The organism is Dactylosporangium sp. CA-139066 (assembly GCF_050936175.1).
Classification (GTDB): Bacteria; Actinomycetota; Actinomycetes; order Mycobacteriales; family Micromonosporaceae; genus Dactylosporangium.
The window spans coordinates 36,214-49,709 of sequence record NZ_JBNJNH010000002.1 but is presented as its reverse complement, the minus strand read 5'-3'; the positions used below and the strand labels follow the sequence as shown (position 1 = coordinate 49,709).

Below are 13,496 nucleotides of genomic sequence, written 5' to 3'. Positions count from 1 at the left end.
GCCTGCTGAAAGTCGAGCCGCGAACTCGACCTGATTTGGGGGCATAACGGTGGTCGACGATCTAGACGGGGCGCAAGGTGCGGATCTCGGTCTCAGTTTCGGCGGCGAATCTGCCGGCGAGCAAGAAACGGATTCTGCGAGCCCGTTTTTTGTAAGCAAGAAGGCTGCGGCGGTGCTGAAACATGAAATACTTCGCCAGTATGTCGTGCCATTCGTCAGCAAGGTTGGCTCGACGAGCCCAGACGCACGCGTCGTCTACCTGGATGGCTACGCTGGGCCTGGGACGTACGCCGATGGTACGCACGCCTCTCCGTCACTCGTTCTGGAGTCAGCGGCAACCGTTTCGCAGTTCCGCAAACTTGAGTGTGTCTTCGTCGAAAGAAGTCGAAAAGACTTCGAGCGGCTGGGGACGGTTGTCAAGGCGGCGCAGGCGCGGGGGATCAACGCAGAAGCTCGTTATGGTCGCGTTCAAAACCACCTGGACTACGTGCTTGAGCGAGCGCGGGGCGTGCCCCTTCTGGCATTTCTGGATCCATTTGGCCTTGGAATCCCATTCGACGATCTGGTTGGCAAGATTTTCGGCCCTGATCGTCCGCAGAACTCCCAAGGATGGATAGCAACCGAGGTCTTGTTGAATTTCTCGGCAAATGCCGTTCGGCGAATAGGAGGCCTGCTAACGACGACAAAGCCTGTCGCGAACCGCGATGCCACCCTCAACGCGCTTGACCTTGCGTGCGGTGGTACGTGGTGGAGGCAGGAGTTTGTTGCTTCGAGCGACAACGCTGAAGCAGTGCAACGGATTTCCTTTGGGTTCGCACGGCGTGTCTGTGCCGCAACGAATGCTCGGGCTTGGGTAGTGGCGGTGCGTAATCGTTCTCACCATCAGCCGGTCTACCATCTGGTTTTCTTCACGAGGCACTCTGACGGTATCTGGCTTTTCGGCGAGGCCAACTCCCTAGCTCAAGAAAAGTGGCGGGCATTCTGTGCTCCCCCGCCCCCGCCTAAAGACGAGAATGCGCTTTTCGATATTCCAGACACCTTCGAGGCGGAAGAGGCGGCGCGAAAGCGGCGGTGGATTGACGAGATTAAGGGCAACATTCTTAATCTTCTTGCCACCAGAGGGGCGTTCGTTATAAAGGATCACCATACGGCTGTATTGGGCAGTGCGATTGACGGGGCGCGGAAGACACATATCAAGAGCGCTGTCAAAGAGCTGTATTCGGAGCGGAAGACGGGGTGCAATGGGGTGGGCGATGTTGAGACGCTCAGGATCACGCCACCGTCCTAACGATATCTAATCTGGGGCCATGTGGAAAGAATCTCGCGATCAGGTGGTCTAACGCTGAAGCGCGCTGTCTGGGAAGCTTGAAGGATGACGATGGGTTCGGTTGGCGAGCGGATCGGGGCGTATCGGCGTCGCCGCGGGCTTAGTCAGGCAACGCTGGCGGGGCTGGTCGGTCTGAGTCGTGGCTTTCCCAGGTTGAGCGAGGTGTCCGCTCTGTCGATCGGCTCTCGGTGTTGCTAGACCTGGCGAAGGTGCTACACGTTGAGGTTGAGGCGCTGACGGGGCAGCCTTGGCAGTACGCGCCCAGCGGGAATCCGGTCGTTGGCGGCCTCGATGGTGTGCGGCAGTTCTTTGCCCGCTACGACAATCTGCTCGGCGTCGAAGCTGGCGACCAGGTCGACGTCGCCGACGTGCGGCGTCGCGTTGATGGCGCGCACCGGGCGTATCAGGCCGCTGAATACGAGCGTGTCGTCGAGAACTTGCCAGCGCTGCTGTCGTCAGCCGATCCGCTGCGCTCGTTTGGGGCCGGTGGCGGCCAGCGTGAGGCGTTGGCCGGCTACGTGAACGCCTACGCGATGGCTGCCAAACTGCTTACCAAGATGGGTGCAGCCGATCTGGCGCTCTTGTCGGCGGACCGGGCGGCCTCTGCTGCCGTCGATGCGGACTCCGTTGGGGCGCGTGGAATGGCTGCCTATCAGGTCGTGTGTGCACTGCTACGGGCAGACCGCGCTGAGGACGGCGAACGGCTGGCAGTCCACATGGCAGAGGTCGTGCAGCGTGAGGCCCGGCCGGATGTGCCCTCAATCATCTCGGTGGCTGGCGCGCTGTGGCTGATCAGCGCCGTCATCGCCGGGCGACGTACCGATCGGGCCGAGGCCTGGCGGCGGCTGAATCAGGCTGACGGCCTGGCGACGATGCTCGGGCAGGATGGCAACTTCGCGTGGACGGCTTTCGGGCCGACGAACGTGGCGATTCACCGAGGGTCCGTTGCGGCCGAGCTCGGCGACCCGGCTGAGGCGCTGCGGGCGGCGGACGCCGTAGACCCGGATCGGTTGCCGGTGGGGCTGAACAGCCGGCGGGCGCAGGTGCACCTTGACCTGGCTTGGGCGCAGGTGCAACGCAAGCGGGACGCCGATGCGCTGCTGCACCTGATGGAAGCCGAACGAGTCGCGCCAGAGATGGTGCGCTACAACGTAATGGCTCGGGAACTGGTGCGGGAGATGCTGGCCCGCCAGAAGCGGTCGAAGACCAGTGCACTGCACCGGTTGGCGGTCCGCGCTGGTGTGCTGGACTAAGAGCCGTGGCTGAACGCTCGGTGACGCTGGTGGTGTGCGGTGCTCCGCTGACCCTCCGCGCCGCCGATCTTGTGACCGCGCTTCAGGCGAGCGGGTGGCAGCCGCGAGTGGTCGGCACGCCCGCGGCGCGGGAGTGGCTGGACGTCGACGCCGTGGCTCGACTGACAGGAATGCCGCCGCAGTTCGACTACCGGGCGCCGACGTTGAAGCGTCGCGCCGATCCGCCCGCGGCGCTCGTCGTGTGTCCCGCGTCGTTCAACACGGTCAACAAGGCCGCGGCTGGCGCGATGGACACGTATGCGCTCGGGCAGATCTGCGAGGCGATCGGGATGCAGCTCCCGACGCTCGTGGTGCCGATGGTGAACGACAAGCTCTGGGGCCACCCGGCGTGGCCGTCCAGCCTGACCGTCTTGCGCGCGGCCGGCGTGCGCCTGGTCGACATCCACACCGGGCAGCTCGGCGAGGCGCCGACCAAGTCCGGTACCGGCCCAGAAGTCATGGAGCGGTTCGACCCCGCCTGGCTCGTCGCCCAGCTCAACGCACTTACCGCCGGCTGAGCACGGCTGCGCATTTCGGTCCCTAACCCGCACAAAAGTGCGGGTTGTTTCGTGGTGCGGGGATATCGCTCCGTTTGGCCTCACGCTCTCTCGTAGCAGCGAGCCTTGCGCATCCCTCGATCCGCGGCACCTCACGCGGCGGGTCGTTCGCCCAGCGCGCAGGGACACGATCGTGAGAAGGGCGGCGACCCATGGGGAGCGCCGAGAGCGTCGATCAGTCCGGGCCGGTGCGGTGCGTGCGCCGGCTTCGGTTGGGTGTACGTCACGTCCAGGCTCTCCCTCGCCACCGGCGGGGAGCGTGGAGCGCGGGCGTAGCCGGCGAGCGTGCCGGGTCTGCGGTGATCCCTCCGCCGATCTGGACGCCGTCACCTCCTGAGCTGGCACCGGGGCGGGTGTAGAACCTCGTCTACTAGAGGACGGCTGCGAACCTGCCCGCCTCGGTGTCGTTCCATCCGGCCGGGACGCCGGTGATGTACGTCCCGGAACCCGGTCACGTCGTATCGGCCTGGATACGGCCGTCGCTCGAGGGCCGCGCCGCCCGGATCAGGATTCGCGCCGTCGACACCGACCCGGCCCTCGGTGACCGGCTGCGGCTGGTCGGCGCCGAGCTCGATCCGGAGTACCGGCCGACCGGTGAGAACTCCGTCCTCGTCGAACCCGATGGGCTGTGGCCGGTCGCGACGGAAGGAGGCGAACGATTGACGAACCGGTGCTCTGCACGGAGCGGTTCTACCGCGACGCCGAGGGCCACCGGGTCCGTCGTTCGGGCTGGACCTGCATCGAGTGCCGCCGACCGTGGCCCTACCTGACCGCCCGACTGCTCATCCGCCACCGGATACGTGACGCGTACGACCTGGTCCGCATCGCGACCGTCGGAAAGCTGAGGGTCGCTGACACCGAGGTCGGCGAGCACTCCGGGCACAAGCTATATCGGCAGTTCACGGTCTGGACCCATCGCAACCTTGTCTGCGGCGTCTGCGGCAGCGATCGGCACGTGGCCTTGCCCGGCGTCCCACCCCGCCTGTACCGCTGCGACGGCTTCCGCACCCTCGTGGCCGGCGGCGCGCCATGACGGTCTACGTCTCCTCTAACGTGCGCGACAGATCAACGCCGCGCAGGAGCAGCTGAACCGCCACGCGTTGACGCTCAACAGGAGCCTGTGCACCACGTGCGGCGTCGAGGACCCATGCGCCGAGCGGTGCGCGGCACTCCGGACGCTCGCCACCCATGGTCGGCTCCCGCGTCGACAGCCCGGCGCATCGCGACCCGAATGGCTCTCGCTGCCACCAGCCGGCGGAACCGGATGGTTCGACTAGACGAGCGCCAAGGCGCAGGTGGTCGAGGCACTATCACGCCGCAATTGGGACCCATTGTCCAGATCTGGCGCGCTTGGGCGGTTTCGTACGTTCCGCTGCACGCGCGGATGGGGTCATGGGGTGAGGAGCGTCGCGCTGAGGGTGTGAGTTCCTGGGCGTTTCGAGCCAACCGTGAACAAGCGGCAGGCGTGAGGCTCTGCACGTACACCCGCCGCCAGTTGAAGACAGAGAACTCGTCCGTCGCCGGGCGCGCCGCCGCTGCTTTTGAGGGGGTTTGGGTGGAGCTTGCTCCCCCAACGGAGCGGTAGCGACTAGAAAGTCCAGAGCGGGCGAGGAGAATCGAACTCCCACCGTCAGTTTGGAAGTCGCAAGGGTGACGTGCGCGGAGGTACTTCCGGTGCGTCGAGTGCAGGTCAGGCGGCATTTGGCCCTACCCGATATGTGACGTTTGTGCGCTCCGTGCGTCCGGTGCGTCGAATACAGTGACACGTCCGTGAGACGTGATGTGCCTCCCGGGCCGGTCTGGAGGGCGGGCGGAGATCTCATGAGCGCCAGCAGTGCGCTGGCTGCACGCTACCTTCTGTAGTTGTCGGTCGGCCCGCGAGATATTTAGTTTCTCCCCTTGTAGGGGCTCTTAGGTGTCAGGAACCTGTGACACCTGTGATACGTGTGACATTCGCAGGTCAAGGGCCATTTTTGCCGTCACAGCCTAGCCGTCTGTCACAGGTCGGCACCTGTGACAGCGCCTCCGAAAGCTGTGACAGGGCGGCAAACCGACGCGGCCGACGTCGGACGCGGGTCGCCGCCCTGGTAGCTACCGAGGTCCATTCTCACTCTGCGTGTGGTCGGCGGCTAGTGGGACCATTTGCTTACGCGGGCACCCGCCAAGCCGTTATCAGTGACGGCAGGCAGCGTCGGCGGTACGGTCTGCTGCGACGCGACCCGACCGCGACAGGGGGCACTGATGGCCGCTGAACGCTTCACCTTCACGCTGCGCCTGAACGGCAAGCGGGTGCGCGAGGTGGACTCGTTCACCCGGGCCCTCGACCTCGACGAGGCGCGACGCACCGACCGCATCCTGCTCAACTGGATGGTGGCGGCGATCGAGCGGGCCGGCTTCGACCCGGCGAAGATGGTCAACCAGTTCGACCTGTCCGTGTGCCGAGAGGGTGAGGTCAGGTCCGCGTTCGTGTTCGCGGCCTCCGTCGATGAGGTGCCCGACGCCGAGCGGTAGCGCCGGCTAATTGCCGCGGGCGATTTTGCGTCCGACGAGGATGCCGTCGTGGATGTCGAGTCGCAGGGTTACCCAACCGTGTAGGACCAACGCCGCGCATTCAGCGACGGTGCGCGTCCGGTCCACCAGGCCCATGCCCTGCACGACGGCGCATGCAGCTTCCAGTCCCTCGGCCTGGAGCGCGTTGATCGCTGGGGCGGCGCCGACCTGCTCGAGTGCGAGGGCGTAGATCATCGGCTGGCGGGGGAGGCCGACGATCACACTGGCCGCGATGAGATGCGTCGTCAGATAGGGATCGCTTGCGACCTCGGCTCGATGGGCATCGAGGCATGGTGCTTCCCAGATGTTGGCGGCCATCATGCGCCACGTGGGCGTGGTGTCGACATCGAGCATGCCGTTGCTGCCTGGCCGCCGTTCGCGTGCTCCGTACTCTCTGGAGTCGATCCAGTCCATAGCGCTCGGCGCGGGGAACGGATGGGTCGGATCGCAGCGTGTACCGTCCAGTCCCTGGCGCATGGCGTGCCACCCTTCGACTATAGATGGTCGTGCATATCTTACTGGGCCACTGCAGGGGGCAATAGGGTGAATACGATTCGTTCACTTGAGGGTGGCGGGACGTGCCTGAGGAGACCGCCGAGGATCGGCAGGCACTCGAGAACCTGCAGCGGGCGGCGAACGCCAACAACAAGGCAGTGCGCGAGCAGATGGCCCGCGGGGAGAAGCCCATCGAGCGGCGGGCGGGGCGATCGTAAGCGGCTCGCGAGCGCTATGGCAGAGGCGCTCCCGCTGTCGGTTGCCGCCGGGCGGGACAATGGGCCGGTGAAACTTTGGCGGCGGAAGCTGAAGAGCCAGGGCGCGAACCTGGTGTTCGCACTCATGCTCGGGATGCAGCTGTTCAGCGGCGAGGCCGGGGATCCGCTCCTCGCGCACCTACCGAAGCCGGCCGAGCCGTACGCGGCCGACTGGGATCGGGCGGAGGTTGAGCCCGCCGTGGAGCCGGTCGACCTGAACCGGAACTCGAGCCCGGCGCCGACCGGGGGCATGGAGATGCGCGCGACCGGGACGCTCGGGTTGACCGGCACGGTGATCATGCCGGGTGATCCGTACGTGCAGATCCACCGGCAGGTCTAACTCGCTATGCCCGACCGATCGGCCGCCCCGGCCCGGGTGAACCGTCCCAGCGGCTGACCGGTTCCGGCTCGACCTCCGTCAGGATGCTCGGATGCGCCCCCGTCACCCCGCCTCCGCGGCCGTCGCCCTGCTCTTCCTTGCCGGCTGTTCGTCGCACAGCGACCCGGCTCCCGTCGATTCTGCGGCAGCTGCGGCGGCGACGTACTCGGCGAAGCCGTGGTCGCCGCCGGCGAAGGTGTACACGACGCCTGTACCCGCCGATTTCGAGGTCACCGTCAACGAGTTGGGCAGGAAGTGCTTCGGTAGTGCTGGCTGCAACGTGACGTTCTCGGTCGAGTTGAAGAACGTTGGTGGCCACGACTTTGACCCGGCGAAAACCTACAAGATCGTGTATACGGTGAACGGGACCGAAGACCCGTACAGCAACGCCGTGACGATGACCGGCGACCAGTACAGCCGCGCCGACGAAGAGTTCGTCCAGGTCAAGGACAAGTCGGCGAAGCTGACGGCGACCGTCACCTCGGTCGTGTCCGCGTAGGCCGATAGGGCTGGCGCGGCGGTTGCCGTGCTGCGGAAGGGCGGACCCCGGTTGGGTCGTGCCGCCGCGCCGACCGTCCATGTCTATCGACTGCTGGCGATCCCTGTCGTGGAATGGCGGTAGGTCTGCGGATGGTGCACGTCCCGGCGGCGAACGGGGGAGCGATTCCGGCTACCGGACCCGCTCGCGTTCGACCGCCCGTACATCCGGCCACGTCCACCCGTCGACCTCGACGGTCCGGTAGGCGAGCTTTGGCGCGTTCGTTGCGAAGTCCAGGGCGATGCCACCTTCGGCCTGCTCGAACTCGGCAAGGTGCAGCTGGCAGCAGATTGGCAGCGGGGGCGGCGCCGATCGGCTAGACGGTACAGTAGGAAAGTCCTACTATTGTCCTATGACCACCACGACCGTGACCCTGCCCGACGAGCTGCACGACAGCCTCAAGCAGGTAGCCGCCGCCGAGCACCGCTCCGCCAACGCCACCATCGTCTGCGCCGTCGCCGAATACGTCCAGAACCACGACAAGCGGGCCTCGGTACGCCTCATCGCCGCCGAAGTCGCCGCCAAACATCGCGAACTGCTCGACCGGCTGGCCAAGTGACGATCTACCTCGACGTCGATGACCTCCTCGACATCGCCGCAGCCGCCATCGGCAGCCCGGCGAAAGTCCGCGACTACGGCCTGCTGTCCTCGGCAGCGGCCAGGCCGCAGACGAACGTCTTCGGCCAGGAGGCATACCCGGACCTTGCCGGGAAGGCCGCCGCGTTGCTGCACTCGCTGTGCGCCAACCATGCGCTCATCGACGGCAACAAGCGGCTGGCGTGGGCTGCGACGATCACGTTCATCGTCCTGAACACCGGTGGCGGTATTCCCGACGTGGATGTCGACGATGCTGAGGCGATGATGCTGGCCGTCGCCCGGGGTGAGCTCGTCGAGGTCGACGACATCGCGGCGCAACTGCGCCGTCTCGGCGTCATCTAGGCCGGGCAGGGTTTCGAGCGCGCCCGAGGTGACCCCTCGGGCGTTTGCTTTTGCCCGCTATTCGCAGCCGTCGTCGAACTCGCTGAGCCGGTCCGGGGGCACCATCCGCAGGTCGGCGACGTCCAGCCCGTGCCTGCGAAGCAGCCGCTGCAGCTGCGCGATCGTGACGAAGTGGCGTTCCCCGGACGGCTCGACCGCCTCGAACCAGGTCCTCGAGCCGGTGTCGTCGAAGTCGCCGACGGTCTCCTCGACCCGCCAGCCGCCCGCGTGCAACACCACACCCACCCGACCATGATCGCTCGGCGTTTCCGCAGGTCAAGTGGTGCGAGCGAACTACAGCGATGGGATTCGCGGGTCCGCCTCGACGCGGAACAGGTCGCCGTATCGGCCAACGTCGAACAACCGTCAGCCATCCGGGACTGCCGGACATCCCGTTGTCCGCACACCACACCGTCGGCAGGATCGGGGATCCGCCCGACACAAGGAGATGCCATGACCCAGCCTGCCCACCCGTCGACTGGCCTCCGAGTCGGCGGCATCATCCTGATCGTCTTCGGTGTGCTGCCAATCCTCTGCGGCGTCGGATACGGAATCGCCTACTACACCACGCAGGGCTTCTTCGACGTCGAGGGTGCTGACGCGCTCGCCGACCTGCGGTACGGCAACCTTGCCGTCGCGGGTAGCGGCTTGTGCTGCGGTGCGGCGTTCATCGTCGCGGGTGTGGCCATGCTGGTCAGCGCCAAGCGGCGCGGCGCGCAGCCAGGCACGGCTGCCGGGTAGAGCGTCCCTCCTGCGGCTTGGTCACCTGGTCGCGGCGGTCGCAAGAAGTAGCCGATCCGTGTGTCGGCGATGGCGTGTAGATCGGGAGAGGCCAGAGCGTTCCGGCTCTACTGTTCGCTGGCCGCCACCCACTCGGCGAGCACGACCTCAACATCCACACCACGCTCTGCCGCCACCTGCCGGGCCCGCTCATCGACGACGAACGGCACCGCAACAGCCCGGATCACCACATGCGGCGCATCCGGCGGAGGAATCTCAGACACCGGGCCGGCGACCGGCGTGAACTGCCAACCACCGGGGGCCGCATCCTCGACGAGCTGCTCCATCTCAGCGAGCTCGCGGAAACTGCGCGTGGTCATGACCGCACCGTACCGCCGTCCCGGCCCAGTAGATCGCTTTCACGCAGACTAGGAAGCGCTTCATCGAACGCCTGCCGGAACGCGGCCACACCCTCAACCGGCACCAGGCGCTCCGCCAGGGCCGCATCCCGGGCGGCCTGCACGCCCATCCGGCGCCAGAACAGCGACGGGTCGGCCGCCTCCGCGGCGGTCCGTGCGTCCACCTGGGCTTGGATCTCGGCGAAACGCTTCCGAGACGCGGGCGGCACGGCGGGCAGGTGCTGCTCGTCCATGAGGTGAGGCTACGGCGTTACAGGCCGCCCCGTGACCGGCATCCCACTGCGGCGTTCGGACGTTCGGGCGAGCGCGAATAGCACGCAACCGGCGCGAAGAAAACTGCGATAAACGGACGTGACGAACAAATCGCGCCGACAAGTCGAGCCCCTCGACCCGGACAGCCCCGCCGGCCGGGCCGCCTCCCGCGCCCTCACCGCCGCGATCGACAACGTCCGCGCCAGCATCGCCGCCCGGCGGGCAAGTGGCATGGACGGCTGGGCGAATGAGCGATGAGGCAGCGTGACGTGACGCTCGACGCCCACCTACCCGAGCCTCGAGACGACCCCGACGCCTCCACATCGAGTCCCCCACCGGCTTGCACCTGCGGCCAGCAGCTCGTCGACGGCATCGCGCGCCTCCTGGACCTCGCCAACGCCCGGCGCGATCCCTGGCTCTACACATTCCAGGAAGTGGCCGAGCTGATGGGCGTTGGTCTACGGGTCATCGAGGACCGGGGCCGCAGACTTGAGTTCGCATTCGTCAGCTTCGGCAAGAGCCGCCTGCTCACCCAGGAGCAGCTCGACGCTCTCATCGCGAAGTTCACCGTTCAGCCGGCGGAGGTGACGTCGGCCGACGAGGAGATCGAGGCGCGCAGGAGGGCGCGGACTCGCAGCGGTCGCCGACGGCGGAGCGAGCTGCCGTGACCGTGGATGCAATTTTGCCTGAGCCGGAAATTGGAGCAGTTGCGGGGGAGAAGCGCAGCATTGGCGCCAAGCCGTCCCGGCGCCTGCTCGCACCAGGCATCGAGGAGTACATCCGTGTCGTTGTGGCCGCCGCCCCGCCGTTGACCGCTGAACAGGGCGCGGCACTGCGAGTGATGGCCTACCCGGACGAGCGCAGCCAGCGAAGCAAGCAGCGGTGACCACTAACGACGTCCCGCGCGTCCTCACGCTGCAGGATGCCGCCGCCGAGAGCGGTCCTCCGCTGGGCTGGCTCCTCCGTGGCTGCAAGACCCGGGAGCTACCTCACGTGCGCGCCGGCCGCGCTGTACGGATGACCCCCGAGCAGATTCGGCAGGCCATCCAGATCGCGGCAGTCGTCGCCGGCGACGACTGCCGAGCTTGCCGCCGACCGCATCGCGTACGCGTCGGGTAGACGGGCCTCACGGCGACGGCGAAACGCCGAATAATTGCGCGCGATCAGCGCAGCACGCCACCGAACAGGTACCGGGTCGCCCCCGACCTGCGCGCCTCCAGGCTGGCGGGGACGCGCTGCGCGACCGCCGCCGGCAGCAGCTGCGCGGACTCCAGCACCGACACGAACGCGTACGAGTCCAGCTCCTGCGTGCGTAGCCGGATCGCGTGTTCCGCTTCCTCGAGCACACCGCCGTCAAAGATCAGGTTCACCATCGCCCGCGGTCGAGGGTCGGCCGCAGGCGCCCAGTCGACGGCCAGCAGGGCGCCGATGTCGAGCGTCAGGCCGAGCTCCTCGCGGACCTCACGCCGGGCGGCATCGTGCGGGAACTCGTCCGCCTCGACGTACCCGCCCGGCATCAGCCATGACTCCCGGTAGTTCGGCTTCACCAGCAGCACCCGGCCCGCCGGGTCGGTGATGAGCACGGCCGCAGCCGCGTGGAACGTCGGCAGGTTCGCATAGTGGACCTCCGGCGGTGCCCACTCGCCCATCAGGCGGCCTTGGCGAGCTGGGCGGCCTGGTCGAGGAACGCGGCGGCGGCGCGGTTGCGCCGGTGCGGCTGCAGCAGGCGGCCGAGTTCGTCGACGCGCTCCACCACCCGCCGGGACCGGACCTCACCGGCGAGGGTCAACGCCTGGGCGCCGAGCGCGGCGGCGTGCTCCACGTCAGGCCGCGGCCCGGTCGCGTGCACGGTGGCGACCAGCGCCGTGTGGAGCGCGCGGGTGCGGGTGCCGCCCTCGTCGACGGCGACCGCGTCGGCGGCGTGCCGCAATGCTCGGTCGGGGCGGCCGAGGTCCCGCCAGCAGCGCATGGCGGTCCCGGCGTAATGCGCCGGCGTGAAGTAGCCGGCCCAACTGGGGGCGTCGCTCGAGGTCTTGGCCATGGCCTTCTCGGCGTTGCGGAGGGCGGTCGAGCAGCTGGCCTCGTCGGCGGCGATGGCGTGCGCGCATGCCTCGGTGGTGTAGAGCCGCGCCAGGACGGCCGGGTGTGCGCGGCGGGCGCCGTCGACTGCGGCCCGGGCCAGCCGGACGGCCTCGGCAGGCTGGCGGAGGAACACGGCCTGCGTGGCCATGTTCGCGAGGATGTGTGCGCCGAACGCCGGATCGTCGCCGGCCTTCGCCATGCGCAGGGCTTGGATGAAGTACCGCTGCGCGAGGCCGTGCTCGCCGACGTCGTACGACATGAACCCCACCTGTCCGGTGAGCTCGGCGACCGCGGCGAGCAGCTGCCGGCCGACGGCGTCGGTGTAGGAGCCGTGCAGCATCGGCGTGACCTCGCGGTGGAGCCAGCCGACCATGAGCGCGCGGGCGTGGCCGCCGCCGTGGCGGCGGTCCAGGTCGAGGATCTGCCGCTGCGAGGCGTGCAGAGCGGCGACGTCTCCGGCGGTGACGCGGCGGGCACCGACGTGGGCGGTGTCCCGGTCGCGGGGGTCGAACAGCCAGGCCCAGCCGGCGGTCATGGTGGCGCCCACGATGAGCGGGGCGGCGGTCAGGGCGTCACGGCGCAGTAACAGGTACCTCCACAGGTCGGCGACGGTGTTGCGGCTGTCCTCGAGGGACGGCCGGTACTCCAGGCCGAGGCGTGTGAGGTCGGGGCCAGCGCGGCGGAACCCGAGGTCGTCTTGGGTGACGGTCCGGCCGAGTCGCCGCGTGAGCACTTCGGCGATGACGGCGGGGGCCGGGTCGTCGGGTGTGCGTCCGCGCAACCACCAGTAGACGGATGCGCCGTCGTACTGCAGCTCGACGCTGCGCGTGGCCCGGCTGTGGGCGTTGACCTGCCGCGCGAGGGCGGCCTGGCTGTGGCTGTAGCCGGCTTCGGCGAGGAGTGCGTCGAGCTCGTGGTTGGTCACTGGCTTCGGCATGGCGACCCTGATCCGTTGCGCAGAGCGGTGAATGCTGGGGCGTTTCGAGCGTAGGCGGCGGCGCAGGCGGGGGACAGGTCTGCGCAAGGGCGCGCAACGGCGGGCATGAATGCGCAGGGGTGCGCAACCTGCTCCATCTCCCGCAAGCCTCCTTCCGGGCGGAGCGTGGTGGTCACGGGCTCGGCGGCGACTGCGGCCGTCGTCGGGCTCGCCAGACCAAGGGAGGTGCTCGGTGCGCGGACTAGTCGTTCGGCTCGACGCCAGCTTCACGACAAATGCGCCGGACGCTCTCACGGGTGTAGACGCCGGCGAGACGCTCGAGGATGTCCTTCTGCCTGATGCCGGCCTTCGCCTCGGCGACGATCTGTGCCGCGAGAGCGTCCCTCGCGGCTCGCATCTTCTCGCCGGCGGCCTGGCGGGCGCGTCTGGCTTCTTCCACGGCGCGGATGGCGGCCTTCTCTGCTGCCAGGCCCGCAGCATATGCAGCTGCCGCGGCGGCGAGCGGATCACCTGCCGCGCCCATCGCCTTCTTCGGCTTCTGCGTGGTCATGGGGCCGATCATCCCACATCGGCCATACAGCACTCAATCGTTGGCCCAATGCCAAACGCCTTGACCCATGTGGCACTGGGCCTTATGATTATTGGCGTAAGCAAGACGGGCCCCAGCCGGTGCTACCAACACCGACCGGAGCCCTTGACCGGACACCTGCTAC

At 67.7% G+C, this 13,496-nt stretch carries 21 protein-coding genes; 14 read left to right on the top strand and 7 right to left on the bottom strand.

The features are described 5' to 3' along the window. Positions 1–49 precede the first annotated feature (49 nt). The 5 genes from tcmP to ACQEVU_RS44680 all read left to right on the top strand — a co-directional run bounded on the left by tcmP (position 50) and on the right by ACQEVU_RS44680 (position 5,687). On the top strand, positions 50–1,288 hold the full coding sequence (gene tcmP, locus ACQEVU_RS44700; protein ID WP_433335491.1) for a three-Cys-motif partner protein TcmP: 1,239 nt from the start codon (positions 50–52) through the stop codon (positions 1,286–1,288). A 227-nt stretch (positions 1,289–1,515) separates the two neighbouring features. Next, the gene (locus tag ACQEVU_RS44695; protein WP_433335489.1) at positions 1,516–2,580 is read left to right on the top strand and encodes a hypothetical protein; all 1,065 of its coding nucleotides are present in this window, start codon (positions 1,516–1,518) and stop codon (positions 2,578–2,580) included. 5 nt (positions 2,581–2,585) lie between these two features. Further along, positions 2,586–3,137: a flavoprotein gene (locus ACQEVU_RS44690; RefSeq protein WP_433335487.1), complete on the top strand. Its 552-nt coding sequence runs from the start codon at positions 2,586–2,588 to the stop codon at positions 3,135–3,137. A 709-nt stretch (positions 3,138–3,846) separates the two neighbouring features. Next, entirely contained in the window at positions 3,847–4,209 is a 363-nt protein-coding gene (locus ACQEVU_RS44685) for a hypothetical protein (RefSeq protein WP_433335485.1), read from the top strand. 1,208 nt (positions 4,210–5,417) lie between these two features. Beyond that, positions 5,418–5,687 (top strand): hypothetical protein, encoded by a 270-nt coding sequence (locus ACQEVU_RS44680; protein WP_433335483.1) that lies wholly within the window; start codon positions 5,418–5,420, stop codon positions 5,685–5,687. 6 nt (positions 5,688–5,693) lie between these two features. On the opposite strand, the gene ACQEVU_RS44675 is transcribed toward ACQEVU_RS44680, so the two are convergent. After that, positions 5,694–6,203, bottom strand: a complete 510-nt coding sequence (locus ACQEVU_RS44675) for a hypothetical protein (protein WP_433335481.1) — start codon at positions 6,201–6,203, stop codon at positions 5,694–5,696. 101 nt (positions 6,204–6,304) lie between these two features. Here ACQEVU_RS44675 and ACQEVU_RS44670 point away from each other — a divergent pair, with 101 nt between their 5' ends. The 5 genes from ACQEVU_RS44670 to ACQEVU_RS44650 all read left to right on the top strand — a co-directional run bounded on the left by ACQEVU_RS44670 (position 6,305) and on the right by ACQEVU_RS44650 (position 8,334). Continuing rightward, entirely contained in the window at positions 6,305–6,439 is a 135-nt protein-coding gene (locus ACQEVU_RS44670; RefSeq protein WP_433335479.1) for a hypothetical protein, read from the top strand. 67 nt (positions 6,440–6,506) lie between these two features. Continuing rightward, a complete protein-coding gene (locus tag ACQEVU_RS44665) occupies positions 6,507–6,818 on the top strand; it encodes a hypothetical protein (RefSeq protein ID WP_433335478.1) in 312 nt (103 codons plus the stop codon). A gap of 91 nt (positions 6,819–6,909) precedes the next feature. After that, complete coding sequence (locus ACQEVU_RS44660) at positions 6,910–7,356, top strand: hypothetical protein (RefSeq protein WP_433335476.1); 447 nt, start codon at positions 6,910–6,912, stop codon at positions 7,354–7,356. 391 nt (positions 7,357–7,747) lie between these two features. Further along, a complete protein-coding gene (locus ACQEVU_RS44655; RefSeq protein WP_433335474.1) occupies positions 7,748–7,954 on the top strand; it encodes an Arc family DNA-binding protein in 207 nt (68 codons plus the stop codon). Further along, positions 7,951–8,334, top strand: coding sequence for a type II toxin-antitoxin system death-on-curing family toxin (locus tag ACQEVU_RS44650; protein ID WP_433335472.1), 384 nt, complete (start codon positions 7,951–7,953; stop codon positions 8,332–8,334). The genes ACQEVU_RS44655 and ACQEVU_RS44650 overlap by 4 nt, the downstream gene beginning before the upstream one ends. 57 nt (positions 8,335–8,391) lie before the next feature. Here the strand turns inward: ACQEVU_RS44650 and ACQEVU_RS44645 are convergent, their stop codons facing one another. Next, a complete protein-coding gene (locus ACQEVU_RS44645) occupies positions 8,392–8,619 on the bottom strand; it encodes a hypothetical protein (RefSeq protein WP_433335470.1) in 228 nt (75 codons plus the stop codon). 207 nt (positions 8,620–8,826) lie between these two features. Here ACQEVU_RS44645 and ACQEVU_RS44640 point away from each other — a divergent pair, with 207 nt between their 5' ends. Next, the gene (locus ACQEVU_RS44640) at positions 8,827–9,114 is read left to right on the top strand and encodes a hypothetical protein (RefSeq protein ID WP_433335468.1); all 288 of its coding nucleotides are present in this window, start codon (positions 8,827–8,829) and stop codon (positions 9,112–9,114) included. A gap of 107 nt (positions 9,115–9,221) precedes the next feature. Here ACQEVU_RS44640 and ACQEVU_RS44635 read toward each other — a convergent pair whose 3' ends face one another. Next, positions 9,222–9,473 (bottom strand): hypothetical protein, encoded by a 252-nt coding sequence (locus ACQEVU_RS44635; RefSeq protein WP_433335466.1) that lies wholly within the window; start codon positions 9,471–9,473, stop codon positions 9,222–9,224. Beyond that, positions 9,470–9,745, bottom strand: coding sequence for a hypothetical protein (locus ACQEVU_RS44630; RefSeq protein WP_433335464.1), 276 nt, complete (start codon positions 9,743–9,745; stop codon positions 9,470–9,472). The genes ACQEVU_RS44635 and ACQEVU_RS44630 overlap by 4 nt, the downstream gene beginning before the upstream one ends. A 118-nt stretch (positions 9,746–9,863) precedes the next feature. Between ACQEVU_RS44630 and ACQEVU_RS44625 the strand changes: the two genes are divergently transcribed. From ACQEVU_RS44625 to ACQEVU_RS44615, 3 genes are read left to right on the top strand one after another with little or no spacing between them, the layout of a single operon-like run. Beyond that, positions 9,864–10,022 (top strand): hypothetical protein, encoded by a 159-nt coding sequence (locus ACQEVU_RS44625; RefSeq protein ID WP_433335462.1) that lies wholly within the window; start codon positions 9,864–9,866, stop codon positions 10,020–10,022. Between the two features lie 11 nt (positions 10,023–10,033). Next, complete coding sequence (locus ACQEVU_RS44620) at positions 10,034–10,432, top strand: hypothetical protein (RefSeq protein ID WP_433335460.1); 399 nt, start codon at positions 10,034–10,036, stop codon at positions 10,430–10,432. After that, entirely contained in the window at positions 10,429–10,650 is a 222-nt protein-coding gene (locus ACQEVU_RS44615; RefSeq protein WP_433335458.1) for a hypothetical protein, read from the top strand. The genes ACQEVU_RS44620 and ACQEVU_RS44615 overlap by 4 nt, the downstream gene beginning before the upstream one ends. Positions 10,651–10,927: 277 nt before the next feature. Here the strand turns inward: ACQEVU_RS44615 and ACQEVU_RS44610 are convergent, their stop codons facing one another. The 3 genes from ACQEVU_RS44610 to ACQEVU_RS44600 form a co-directional block, all read right to left on the bottom strand. Further along, positions 10,928–11,413, bottom strand: coding sequence for an NUDIX domain-containing protein (locus tag ACQEVU_RS44610; RefSeq protein ID WP_433335456.1), 486 nt, complete (start codon positions 11,411–11,413; stop codon positions 10,928–10,930). Further along, positions 11,413–12,783 (bottom strand): XRE family transcriptional regulator, encoded by a 1,371-nt coding sequence (locus tag ACQEVU_RS44605; RefSeq protein WP_433335454.1) that lies wholly within the window; start codon positions 12,781–12,783, stop codon positions 11,413–11,415. The genes ACQEVU_RS44610 and ACQEVU_RS44605 overlap by 1 nt, the downstream gene beginning before the upstream one ends. A gap of 241 nt (positions 12,784–13,024) precedes the next feature. Continuing rightward, positions 13,025–13,333 carry a hypothetical protein gene (locus ACQEVU_RS44600; RefSeq protein ID WP_433335452.1) on the bottom strand — a complete coding sequence of 103 codons (309 nt, stop codon included), beginning with the start codon at positions 13,331–13,333 and terminating at the stop codon, positions 13,025–13,027. Between the last annotated feature and the right edge of the window lie 163 nt (positions 13,334–13,496).

Bases quoted from the DNA above. Each gene is read 5' to 3' on its own strand.
- ACQEVU_RS44680 (WP_433335483.1), top strand. From the start codon at position 5,418: ATGGCCGCTGAACGCTTCACCTTCACGCTGCGCCTGAACGGCAAGCGG.
- ACQEVU_RS44640 (WP_433335468.1), top strand. From the start codon at position 8,827: ATGACCCAGCCTGCCCACCCGTCGACTGGCCTCCGAGTCGGCGGCATC.
- ACQEVU_RS44630 (WP_433335464.1), bottom strand. From the start codon at position 9,745: ATGGACGAGCAGCACCTGCCCGCCGTGCCGCCCGCGTCTCGGAAGCGT.
- ACQEVU_RS44660 (WP_433335476.1), top strand. From the start codon at position 6,910: ATGCGCCCCCGTCACCCCGCCTCCGCGGCCGTCGCCCTGCTCTTCCTT.
- ACQEVU_RS44605 (WP_433335454.1), bottom strand. From the start codon at position 12,783: ATGCCGAAGCCAGTGACCAACCACGAGCTCGACGCACTCCTCGCCGAA.
- ACQEVU_RS44675 (WP_433335481.1), bottom strand. From the start codon at position 6,203: ATGCGCCAGGGACTGGACGGTACACGCTGCGATCCGACCCATCCGTTC.
- ACQEVU_RS44635 (WP_433335466.1), bottom strand. From the start codon at position 9,473: ATGACCACGCGCAGTTTCCGCGAGCTCGCTGAGATGGAGCAGCTCGTC.
- ACQEVU_RS44600 (WP_433335452.1), bottom strand. From the start codon at position 13,333: ATGACCACGCAGAAGCCGAAGAAGGCGATGGGCGCGGCAGGTGATCCG.
- ACQEVU_RS44610 (WP_433335456.1), bottom strand. From the start codon at position 11,413: ATGGGCGAGTGGGCACCGCCGGAGGTCCACTATGCGAACCTGCCGACG.
- ACQEVU_RS44655 (WP_433335474.1), top strand. From the start codon at position 7,748: ATGACCACCACGACCGTGACCCTGCCCGACGAGCTGCACGACAGCCTC.